Source organism: Phormidium pseudopriestleyi FRX01 (assembly GCF_017313335.1).
Lineage (GTDB): Bacteria > Cyanobacteriota > Cyanobacteriia > Cyanobacteriales > Laspinemataceae > Laspinema > Laspinema pseudopriestleyi.
In genome coordinates, this window is sequence record NZ_JAFLQW010000389.1 from 1 (window position 1) to 11,588 (window position 11,588).

The 11,588-nt window shown below is 47.9% G+C and carries 10 protein-coding genes; 2 read left to right on the forward strand and 8 right to left on the reverse strand.

Going from position 1 to position 11,588, the window contains the following annotated elements; all coding sequences use genetic code 11:
• Nucleotides 1-141: 141 nt before the first annotated feature.
• Together J0895_RS14670 and J0895_RS25970 are read left to right on the forward strand one after the other, a co-directional pair.
• Nucleotides 142-1,068 (forward strand): CAP domain-containing protein, encoded by a 927-nt coding sequence (locus J0895_RS14670; RefSeq protein WP_242541319.1) that lies wholly within the window; start codon nt 142-144, stop codon nt 1,066-1,068.
• Nucleotides 1,065-1,322 (forward strand): type I secretion C-terminal target domain-containing protein, encoded by a 258-nt coding sequence (locus tag J0895_RS25970; protein WP_242541320.1) that lies wholly within the window; start codon nt 1,065-1,067, stop codon nt 1,320-1,322. The genes J0895_RS14670 and J0895_RS25970 overlap by 4 nt, the downstream gene beginning before the upstream one ends.
• A gap of 171 nt (nt 1,323-1,493) precedes the next feature.
• Here J0895_RS25970 and J0895_RS14675 read toward each other — a convergent pair whose 3' ends face one another.
• The 8 genes from J0895_RS14675 to J0895_RS14710 all read right to left on the reverse strand — a co-directional run bounded on the left by J0895_RS14675 (nt 1,494) and on the right by J0895_RS14710 (nt 11,554).
• Nucleotides 1,494-2,198 carry a lysophospholipid acyltransferase family protein gene (locus J0895_RS14675; RefSeq protein ID WP_207088809.1) on the reverse strand — a complete coding sequence of 235 codons (705 nt, stop codon included), beginning with the start codon at nt 2,196-2,198 and terminating at the stop codon, nt 1,494-1,496.
• A gap of 373 nt (nt 2,199-2,571) precedes the next feature.
• Nucleotides 2,572-3,024 carry a tRNA adenosine(34) deaminase TadA gene (gene tadA / locus J0895_RS14680; protein ID WP_207088815.1) on the reverse strand — a complete coding sequence of 151 codons (453 nt, stop codon included), beginning with the start codon at nt 3,022-3,024 and terminating at the stop codon, nt 2,572-2,574.
• Between the two features lie 44 nt (nt 3,025-3,068).
• Entirely contained in the window at nt 3,069-3,482 is a 414-nt protein-coding gene (locus J0895_RS14685) for a thiol-disulfide oxidoreductase DCC family protein (protein WP_207088810.1), read from the reverse strand.
• A 77-nt stretch (nt 3,483-3,559) separates the two neighbouring features.
• Entirely contained in the window at nt 3,560-3,874 is a 315-nt protein-coding gene (gene grxC, locus J0895_RS14690; protein WP_207088811.1) for a glutaredoxin 3, read from the reverse strand.
• A gap of 217 nt (nt 3,875-4,091) precedes the next feature.
• The gene (locus J0895_RS14695; protein WP_207088812.1) at nt 4,092-4,616 is read right to left on the reverse strand and encodes a mechanosensitive ion channel family protein; all 525 of its coding nucleotides are present in this window, start codon (nt 4,614-4,616) and stop codon (nt 4,092-4,094) included.
• Nucleotides 4,617-4,726: 110 nt separating this feature from the next.
• Nucleotides 4,727-7,321, reverse strand: coding sequence for a CHAT domain-containing protein (locus tag J0895_RS14700; protein ID WP_207088813.1), 2,595 nt, complete (start codon nt 7,319-7,321; stop codon nt 4,727-4,729).
• Nucleotides 7,322-7,489: 168 nt separating this feature from the next.
• Nucleotides 7,490-9,358: a ShlB/FhaC/HecB family hemolysin secretion/activation protein gene (locus J0895_RS14705; protein ID WP_242541321.1), complete on the reverse strand. Its 1,869-nt coding sequence runs from the start codon at nt 9,356-9,358 to the stop codon at nt 7,490-7,492.
• A 759-nt stretch (nt 9,359-10,117) separates the two neighbouring features.
• Nucleotides 10,118-11,554: a cobyrinic acid a,c-diamide synthase CobB gene (locus J0895_RS14710; protein WP_207088814.1), complete on the reverse strand. Its 1,437-nt coding sequence runs from the start codon at nt 11,552-11,554 to the stop codon at nt 10,118-10,120.
• Between the last annotated feature and the right edge of the window lie 34 nt (nt 11,555-11,588).

Here is an 11,588-nt window from a genome sequence, read left to right on the forward strand (position 1 = left end):
CTTATGAGAAAGGCGTAAAAGTCTTACCTCATGAGTTAAAACAGTATTTGCCCTCATGGCAACGTTCTGAAACTTTACCCAAATGGGATATCACGATTATCCCATTTTGACTGGTATTTTATTTTTTTGCGAGTTCCTAATATGGGAATGCGCGATTTTACCGCCCATATCGACCCGCTGGATGGAAAAGGTGCAGCCGATCGCGTAACGAATCAAGGGTATGATTATGGGACCGTTGCTGAAAACGTCGCCGCAGGTGAACCGACACCGGAGCAAACGGTCCAGGGATGGATGGATAGTCCCTCACATCGCGTCAACATCCTCAATCCCGCTGTAACGGAAATTGGTGTAGGCTATCATTTTCAGGAAAATGATACCGGCAATGTCAACTTTTCCCATTATTGGACCCAGGTTTTTGGAACTCCAATGACGATTGCCACACCCCCCAATCATCAGGCATCTGCAGGACCCGAAAACTCGAATTCAATACGACCGACTCTAGAGGAAGTCACGCCGATTGCTGACCCTTTACCCCCCACCCCTCAGACATCTCGACGACCGGAAATCCCGGCTTTCACACCCCCTCCCACGGAGGGAGTCACCCAGATTTCTGAACCCTTAACCCCGAACAATCAGGGATTTTTTGACCTGGTTGGGAATTCATCGGTGGTTCAACTGACTCCAGGGGCCCTGAATGGCTATCAATTCGGACTGAGGGGATTAGCGGGAGATGATATTATCATCGGTTCGACCGACGGTGAACTGATCAACGGGAATCAGGGGCGCGATCGCCTCTATGGCACCGGCGGAAATAACTTCCTGCGCGGCGGGATGGACGATGATACAATCGTTGGAGCCGATGGCAATGATACCATCAACGGGAATCAAGGGAATGATATCATTTTTGGCGGCAGTGGTCAGAATCTGCTGCGAGGAGGTAAAGGCAATGACTTTTTATACGGTGGATCTGAGAATGACGTTTTAATTGGTGATTTTGGGACCGATGTTCTCACCGGGGGGCGGGGGCTGATTTGTTCGTCCTCCGTCGCGATACCGCTGTTGGGGTGACTAATCCCCTAGAAGCTGACTCTATTACCGATTTTAACCGGGCCGAGGGAGACCGAATTGGCTTAAGTGATGGATTGACGGAGAATGATATTACCTATGAGGCTATCATCGATCTGGATAACAATGGGATGAATGATACAGTCATTCGCATCATTGATACCAATGAGATTTTAGGCGTGGTTTTAAATATCAATCCGTCAGATTTGAATGGGATGTTTGTATCCGGATCCACGGACATTTTAGCAACGGGTTAAGGATTGTTGTCTCACTCTATGCCACTATCCTCAGTCGGTGAGCATCCTTAAAATGATGCCAACCTACTGTCAGAACAGTGAAGTAGTCCCCTTGGGTGGTTACTGAACCACCCAATTTTTGCTATGAATAACAGGGTTTTTAGGAGTGTTCAGGAGTAAGGAGAGAAGGTTTTACCTAGGATCTTGACCGATCGCCCTTAATACGGTTTCTAAATCAGCGGTCAGTTGATTCCCACTTTCTTTAGGAGTATCTAGGCAGTAATGAGACACTTCTAAGGGAGGGGCAATGGTAATTTTAACCTGCGATCGCCAGTGGGGAATCCTCGGCTGATACTCCATATTCATCGGAACAATTTTCACACCTAAATTAGGGTGAAGGGATTCAGCTTGAATCGCCAGTCTTGCTAATCCAGGTTTAAGAGGATGAAGTTCATCATCGTGAAAAATACCACCTTCGGGGAAAATCGCTAACATTTCACCGGATTCCAGGAGTTCGATTCCATGCCGCAAACTTCCAATTACCGGACGGTTTCTATCAATAGGAAATCCACCGAGGCGGGGAATTAACCAACCGGAAATTCCTTTAAATTCATCAATAGAGACCATATAACGTAAGTCCCGTCCGGTGATATGTCGGCCTGTGGCGTATGCGACTAAAATCCCATCCCACCGCGATCGATGGGTCGGGGCGAGGATTGTGGGTCCGGCAGTAGGAATATGTTCTTGACCGATTACTTCAATCTCTTTAAAGTAGGCAGGGAGGACGATAAAACGACCTAATGGATATAGTGCGCTGGCTAACCAAGGGGAAATTTTAGAATTCACCGATGGATTTTTTTCGGATTGAATAGTAGATTTAACGAGTGGGGTTTGCATGATTTTTTTCCTAGAATTTAAGATAAGACCGATAAAAGATAATTTTAATTTGCGGGTTGCATTGAATCGAACCCTTGAATTTTAAAGAAGTGTTTTTAACAATTTTGAGTATAATTTGTCTATTGTACTTGGACTAATCCAGGTACAGGGGAAGAGTATGGACAGTTTGTAAATTGTCCTAGTCCGGGGGTACAGTAGCGATGAGAAACCGGGTTTCTTGACAAAATTTTCGGCACTTAGCAACGAATTTAGGCCAGAAACCCGGTTTCTTGTGGTTTGGAGTTCAACCTATATCCGCCCCCTCGGTGGAACTTCAGATAGAATCAAGTCTGTATGACCCGGATTTGGGGATGATACTTTGAGCTATCCTAAGTTAGGATTTTGTGCCTTGAGAGTGTCGGCGTTGAGAGAACCAGGATTGTAATTGGTCTCGACAGGGGGATTCCAAGATGCCACCGAGGACGGATAAGCGGTGAAAGGAAGCGGGACTATCGGGGAGGTTGAGGACGGTGCGGATTGCGCCACTTTTGGGGTCGTCGGCACCATAGACGAGGAGACTGAGACGAGATTGGGCGATCGCCCCGGCACACATGGGACAGGGTTCTAGGGTAACATAGAGGGTACAACCATTCAAATGCCAATTTTGCAGCACTTGCCCTGCTGTACGCAGGGCGAGTATTTCTGCATGGGCGGTGGGGTCGTGGTCTCGTTCTCGGCGGTTTTGGGTACGGGCGACTGCCTTGCCGGAAGGGTCTACAACGATCGCCCCCACGGGAACTTCTCCAGCATCTCCGGCAGATTGCGCGAGGGCGATCGCCTGACTCATCCAGTCCCGATGGATAAGATACTGCGGGTCTTGTACCACTATGATTACGTCGGATAATTACAGGTTTCGCAGTCGCCGGGATAGGTGGAGTGATAGATATCGGTCCGTTGTCCAAAGAGTTGATAACGGTTATCGCGGATTTGTTCATAAACGCGATCGCCGGACCATTTCATCCCAGGAAGTGCGCGATAGGCGCTGACGAATAGACTGCCTCCGGGTAATAAGTTGCCCAGTTCTTCTGCGGCATCACTTCCTTGCCACCGTCGTTCCGGGCAGTCGGCATCGATTAAAATCATGCCTTGTTCACAGTCTTTTGGTGTGATGTTTAAGCGGGCGAGACTGTCTTCATCCTGCATGGGAATATAGCGAAAAATATCTCCTTTGTCAAAATTTTCCAAAAGTTGAACTACACTCACACACAGATTGCATTTGCCATCATAAATGAAAAAATAAGTCATGGTTTTTCGGGGTTTGGGTTAACTTTTGAGACAGATTTTAAATGGAATTTATCTCGGGACGAGTTGGAACTCTTAACTTAATTGGGGGCCATAATTAATAGGGGATCTAACTGTGCTTTGGTATCAAGTTCATACAAATCATCACATCCCCCGATATGGCGATCGTTAATAAAAATCTGGGGAACGCTGCGGCGTCCATTGGCCCGTTCTGCCATTTTCACTCGGGCGGCACCATCGCCATCAATTTTATATTCGGTGAATTTGACCCCCTTCCACTTCAGGAGAACTTTAGCCCGAATGCAGTAGGGACAGGTTTGCCAAGTGTAGATTTCCACATGAGCTCTGATGTTTTCCGGGTGACGCCCTAACAGGCGATTCAGGGAGTTTAGCATTTTTCTGAAGGTTTAGAGATAGGAGTGGAACGGTTACAAATTTAGAGATATTGGAAATTATACCATGATTTTCACCCGATAGCTGGCTGAATCTGGATAGTCCCAGAGGGTTCGGATTTTGGTGTTTTGGGACCCTTCCTGAACGGCGTGTTTTCTGACAATCTCTAACAGATAAAAATTACAAAAAAGTCATGTTTACTCAAATTTGTGTTAAAAATTAGTAAATTTTTGTGATAATTTTAACGCCGGAATCTTGAATAACGCAAATTGTATTCGTGAACAAATAAGAATTAGGGATTAAGATAGTTTTGCCTTCTCCTTGCAGGGTCGTATAACGTAAATCAATATCAATGACCGTTCCTTCAAAGTTGCCGACAGAGATGCGATCGCGACGGCGGAAGGGACGATAAATTAAAATCAAAGCCCCAGAAACTAGGTTTGAAAGGATATCTTTCAGGGCTAATCCCACAGCAAATCCAGTTAGACCCAACCCAGCAATTAAGGCCGAAACATCAATCCCCAGGGTTCCTAGGGCGGTAACGATACCCACAATCCAAACCGTACTAATGAGGGTTTGTTCCAGCAATTTTAGGGCATCCAGACTCAAATTACTGGTGGTCATGAGGCGGCGAATCAGCTTTTTTAACAAGGCAGCGGCAATCCAAAAACTGATGAGAATCAGTAAACTGCCAGCGACTCGGGGTACGCCGATAATCAACAGGGTTAATAATTGGTTTAGCATTCTTCTGAGTTCCCATCTGGAGAGTCTCGGCATTTGGAGAGGGGTGACCTTTTAAATGCCAAGTTGCCCTAACATCTTGACCAGGTGAACAGAGTCAAGCATTCTCTATTTTACAGCCAATTGCCCACTAAAACATAGGCTGCCCAATAAATCGGATGTTGATAATCGAGATTTTTCAATAGGTTGAGTTGGGCTTGGCGCAACGCTTCAGATTTGGTGAGATTACCTTCGTTTAAGGATTGGTAAAAATCAATCATCAGGGGAACGGTTGCGGCATCATCAATGTACCAGAGGGTTGCCAGGGTACTGCGGGCACCGGCGCGAACGGCCATTCCCGCCAATCCCAAGGCGGCGCGATTGTCTCCCGTTGCCGTTTGACAAGCACTCAAAACGAGTAATTCTAAGGCTTCGTTACTGTTACTGCGATTTCTCACTCGGAGTAAACTGTCGAGTTCATTGACATTAATGCGATCGTCCCATGCGAGAATAAATGTATCTTCTGCACTAGAACTAAATTGACCGTGGGTGGCGATATGGACGATGGAAAATGGCGTTTTTGAAAGCTGTTGCTGTAAGGTATCGCGGGTAAATCCGTCATTTATGAGGACGATGCCGGAGAGTGCGGCATTGATTTTTTGGACTTCGATCGCCACATTCGGAAGTTGTGCGAAGCCAAATCGTTCTTCCGTTAAACCGGCAGTTAAGGCTTTTAAACCTTGTCGTCTTAAGGGTTGAAGTGCAGTGAGTTTGAGTCCCGGACTAATGGCGACGCTGTATTTTTCTAACAAAAATTGCTCCCCGTCATACAAGGCAGCCATTGGAATATTTCTAAACAGTCCATCGGGAACAAAGACTAAGGTTTTAATGCCACTGTTGGCTAAATTATCTTGAATTGGGGCAATTAACCAGTTGTAAACGGTGTTGGCATAAACTCGATATTGCCGAGAAGTGCGAGTTACCAAGCTTCTTCTGAGGGTGATGAGAGTTTGTTCAATTTCTTCTTTGGGTAAGGGGGTGGAATAATGCTGTAACGGTTGATTGGGCAGAGAAACGATGACTTCTAAGCGATCGTCCAAGACGATGGGATAGACGATCGCCGCTGTGAGGTCAACCTGTTGTTTATCCAGTTCCACGGCATTGCTATCCACACAAGCATCGCGAAAAAAGTTATCCAGTTCGGCTAATTTCAGAGATTCGATCGCCTGTAATGCTTTTTCAAGGTTTTCCTGGGAAACACCCTGACTCGATGTGCTATTAGGAGGTGGTGAGGGTACATCTAATAGTAACGCCACTAACTCTCGATAAACAGGTTCGACACTATCGCGAAAGGTAAACTGCACTTCCCGATTGGTGGTGACTAAATCTAGGCGCAAAGACTCCAGAGAAGTGACGGCTTGAGAATAGGCAATCACAGCCCCCGGGCGATCGCCTTGGGCCAGGAGTAACCGCCCCAGTTGCCATTGCCAGCGATAAGCAATATCAACGGCATTGATATATTCCGCCAACTCTAACGCCTGCTGGGTGAGACTTTGGGCTTGCTGCCACTGGCGATCGCGTTCGTATAATTCCCCGAGATTCCCTAAAGCATAAGATTCAGCGCGGCGATCGTCTATACTTTTAGCCTGTTGTACTGCTGTTCCTAGGAGTTTAGCCGCTTCGGGCAGGACCGAACTCAGGGATGACTTACCCTCATGCCACTGTACCCAACTTTGTGCGAACTTAATTCGAGCATATATCGCCATCCGACTGGCAGGTAACTCCTCGATTTGGGCCTGAATTTGCGGAATCCAGCTTTGGATGAGGGATTCAGAGGCCGAATTAGACAGGACTAGGGAATTTTCAATTAACAAAGAGAGGGCATTGAGACGGGCTTGAACCTGGGTATCTGCTGATTCTGCTGTGGCTGCGGCTTGTTGATACAAAGCCAAAGCCGCGTCCCCATCTTGGCGGGACCGCACTGTATTACCTAATGCGATCGCACTTTCACTGATAGCCGCAGGGGACTTTAACCGTTGGGCTGTCTGTAAACTATCGCGTAAGACAGCCTCAGATTGTTCTAAATCCCCCACCATGCGTAAGGCATTCCCCAAGGCGAGTAAAGCGGTTATTTTTGTCTCAGAATCAGTTTCCTGGGCTAACCGGGTTTGGAGTTGTTCTAAGCGAGTCACCGATCGCCGATATAATCCTAATCCCTGTAAAGCCCGGGCTTGATTAATCATCGCCCGATATTCCCCAGACTTTTCCCCCGCTTGGCGGTAGGCATCTGCCGCCTGTTCCCAAGTTGTCACTGCCGCTTCAGTTTGTCCGAGGGTAAATTCCAATCCTCCACGGGTATTCAGGACTTGGGCGAGAACCCGAACCGAGGAGGGAGAGTCCGAATCACGTTCAATCAAAGCGAGACTTTGGCCGATCGCCGCTTTGGCCCCATCCCACTCTCCCAATTCCTGTAACGCTGCGGAAAGATTACTCAAGGCAACCGCTTGCTGCAATTGATTCCCCTCCTTTTCACTGCGACTGGCAGCAGTTTCCCAAACCGCTGCCGCTGCGGAAAATTCACCGGATTGGTAGAGTCGGCGTCCTTGTTCGACTAATTCCTCCGCAGTTTGGGCGATCGCACCCAGGGGTAAAGCTAACCAAAACAGACCAACGGATAACAGCAATCCCTGTTTAACGTGAGATAAAGACATGGGTGGGGGTTTTAGCATTTTTATAAACAACTCTGGAGAACCAAAACCAGCGGAAAACCTATCACAGAAAATCCAGTTGTCAAAGAGGTATTTGCCCTTTAGCCCGCGCAGGCGGGCTTCCTCCGTATAGCCCCACTCGATCAAGTGGAGGTTTTTCTCCCAGAACCGAATTGAGTATCACACCCATTAAAATGGGCTAGACACAATGGAAAAATAAAAGCCATTTTCTTGCCAGGTTCTCTCCCGAGATGGGCTATCTATCAAAGGATACCCCCAATCTAAGCGGGCGCGTAAGCGATCGCCGAACTCTAACTGTAACCCCAGTCCTGCCGAAGCTAGAGTATTGGGGTCTGGATTGTCTCCATCTCCACTATTCCAAGCGGTTCCCACATCCACAAAGGGGACAATTTGTACCCCAAACCAATTTTGGCGATACACTGGGATGCGGAGTTCAGCAGAAGCGATCGCCCCATTATCGGTTAAAAGAGCATCTTGGCGATAGCCCCGGACACTTTCTAAACCCCCTAACCCAAATTGTTCCAGGGGTAGCAGCGATCGCGATGACAATTGGACATCCCCTCGGACTAACAGGGTTGGGGACCGTTCGGGGTCGCTGGTTTCCGAACCCAGAACCCGCAACCACTGTCCCTGTCCCCGCCAACTCAAAAAGCGACTATCCGGGGCGGAAGAATTGACTGTGGCATCAAACCAACCCACTCCAAGATTAAACTGCGATCGGGCAGCTAACACTTGCCGAGAACTGCGCCCAGTCCATTCTTGAAAGAATCGGAAGGCAGAAATCCGCGTTTCCCCATCCTCATTCGCCCCAGGAGAGAGGGGAAAATTCACCCCTAAAATGGAGGTTTCGCTGGAACGACGGGCGAAGGTCAATCCCATCGCAAATTCCCGTGTAGGACTTTGGATTAAGGGTTGCCGCAAGGTGAATTCAGTATTGCGAGATTTCGCTTCGATATTCACCCGATCAAAGGGCGGTTCGATAATTTCGCTTTGAGTGCGACCGTGAGACACACTAAATGTACCATTGCGGGCATTAATCGGAAGGGTGTAACCTACATCCCACTGATCACTGCCTTCGGTATTGGTGTAGGAGAAATTTAGGGTATCTCCGAACCCGAATAAGTTGCGGTGGTAAACAGTAGCTTGCTGGCGGAAGCTGCCGACACTGGGCGATCGCCCATTATCTAAGACGAACTCACTGCCAAATGCCGATGCTTCCGTAATCTGGACATCGAGGACATTTTGACCCGGACGAGACCCTGCTGCGAGTTCTGCTGAGATATTTTCAATCCGGGGGTCTAGTTGTAACAGGCGCAAGGCATCGAGGAGTTGGTCAATATTGACAGGTTTTTCCGTGGCGATCGCCAATCGAGAACTAACATAATTGGGACTCAACCGCTGATTCCCAATTATGTTAATTTCTTCTAACCCACCTTCCACCACCTGAATCCTCACCACCCCATCTTCTAGGGTTTGGGGGGGAATTAACGCCCCAGATGTAATATATCCCTCCTGGGTGTACCTTTGAGTCACCGCAGTTCGGGCTTGCAACAGTTCCGCAAAGGATAGGGGGCGGTCCGTAAACGGGGCTAAAATCTCCGCCCAAATTTCGTTACTGAAGACGGTACTATCGAACACCTCAAACCGTTGCACCTCAATTACCCCAGGAATTTCTCCCGTGGGGTCTACTTGCAGGGGGGGCGCAGCCGGATCCGTAGTCGGGGGTTGCAGGAGTTCTTCCGGTGGGGGTAGCAACGGAGGGCGTTCCGGTAATTGGGGGCTACTCGGAGGCAGGGGATTGGGAATTCGAGACGGATCCGTGAGGGTTCCTGGATTGGTCGTTTGTGCCAAGAGTGCGCCCCCATTCCCACCCAGGAGTAATAACAAGGTTAGGGTAAACCGAATTAAGCGGGTGGTTTTGCGGGACTCATAGGTGCTTTCACCGGGTTCCCGGGCAAACCCAAATCCGGTGAAAGACGAAGGAGTGTTCTGACTTTGGTCCGATCGCAGAGGTTGAGACAGGTTAATAGTTGGCATCGCTAATGAGCTGATGAAATCCAGGTGGATCGAGTTGAGCTTAATGTATCGCAAGATCCGCGTTTGTACCTGATGACCCATGCACACGAATCGAAAAAATGGGTTTTGAGTTATGACCACTCCGACAAATTCCCTGTCAGTTTCGATAAAAGGGTAACAGGGTGGGTCATGGCAAATCAGGAGAACCGGCAAAGCGAGGATGGGAATTGTTCCGGTTCTAGCATCGCCTCGGTTATGAGGAGATTCTCGGCTTTGAGATACACCCGCCTTTTACTCTAACCGCTCTGTGGTCTTCTGCCAAGGGATTGACTGTTCGATGCAGGCCAATTATTTTATCCTTTATTCTTATTTCGGATATTTTTAGGCAATTTAAGCTGAGTTACTGCCTGCTAGTTGCGCTTTAGACTGCGACGACTTTCTAAATGCCCCTTGTTATAAATTTCCCCTAAAAATTTACCCTAAAAACAGTAAGGGCCTAGTCACAAGACTAGACCCTATTTACGGAATGACTGATTCTTCAAAATATATAGCAAAAAAGACGAAAGGTTTTAGACGATTGACAATTTCTTACTAGGGTTTACAATTTCCGCAGCTTCACCCTTTTGGGCCTCGCCGCACATCGGTTCTCAAGACAGGAGACACGCAGCCATTGGAACCCAGGAATCTTTAAATCTTTCTTCTCCTTAACTTCTTTCTTTTCCGTGTCTAGTATTAAAGTAGCATATCGGTTTTAAACCTACAACTAAATTTTACAAAAGTTTACAAAAAGGTCTTGAATCCTGGGTCAAAATCCTGACAACGGCGTAAAAATCGCTGGGGAATCTGCCACTGTCCCCCCCAATGAAGATGAAGGTAAGAGGCATGAACCGCAGGGGTGGCAATTTGGGGAGAATATCCCCATCCTTCCGGAGTAACCACCGACTTCCGGTGGAATCCCCGCAGTTGAAAGAGAGGGGAAGCGGGTTGGGTGGTGAGGTGCGATCGGTGGAACTCATGACCCCAGACTGTTTCCCCAGTCCGAAATAAGGGGGTGTCTTGGAGGGTAGTGGCGAGGCGATATCCCAAACTGAGGCGGGAACCCATGACTGCATTCGTGGGAAAAATACCGACCATTGGCCAGGATTTGCCGTCAAAATCCACTAAATTTTGACATAAATACATTAAACCGCCACATTCGGCATAGGTTGGCATTCCCGAGGCGACTGCCTGATCAACCGATCGCAATGCCGAGGTATTTGCTGCAAGGGTTTCAGCAAAGATTTCTGGGAATCCTCCTCCTAGATATAATCCCTGGACTCCCTCCGGTAGAACTGCATCTTTCAGAGGACTCCAGGGGACCAATTCTGCACCGAGGGATTCGAGACTGTCGAGATTATCTGGATAATAGAAATTAAAGGCGGCATCTTGGGCGATCGCCACTGGGATTTTCGATTTAAATTCTTGCCAATTTGGGATTTCTACTGGTTTTACAGCAGTTGCCGGAGTCGATTTCAGCAAGGGGAATAGTTGTTCCCAATCAAAGCAAGTTTCCGCCAGATGTGCAAGGCGATCGATTAAGGTATCCAGTTGGGGGAGTTCGGCAGTGGGGATGAGTCCGAGATGGCGATCGGGAATAGTAATGTTATCCTGTCGCCGCCAAACGCCTAAAATCGGAATTTGAATCGTTTCTAAGGCATCTTGCAGCAGTTCTAAATGGCGATCGCTTCCCACGCGATTGAGGATGACTCCGGCAATGTTTACCCTCGGATCTAGTGTCCGATATCCTTGGGCGATCGCGGCGATCGAACTGGATAAACGACTGCAATCCAGAACTAAAATGACCGGCAATTGTAACAATCGGGCAATATGGGCGGTACTGGCAAAATCGGCCAAGGAAAATAAAGGGGATGACTCCATCAATAGCGGTGCCGGTTGAACCCCATCAAACAATCCCATCACCCCTTCAATCAGGGAAAATTCTACAGATTGAGAATGGCGATTAAAACAGTCTTGAACATAATCAGTGGAAGTCAAAACCGGATCTAAATTGCGACAAGGGCGACCCGTGACATAGTGATGAAACATTGGGTCAATATAATCCGGACCCACTTTAAAAGATTGTACCTTCAAACCTTGGCGTTGCAGATAGGCCAAAATTGCTAAAGTTATGGTAGTTTTACCAACGCCGCTTCTTTCTCCGGCAATTATTGGGGTCATTGGTCAATTGTCATTGGTCAATTGTCATTGGTCA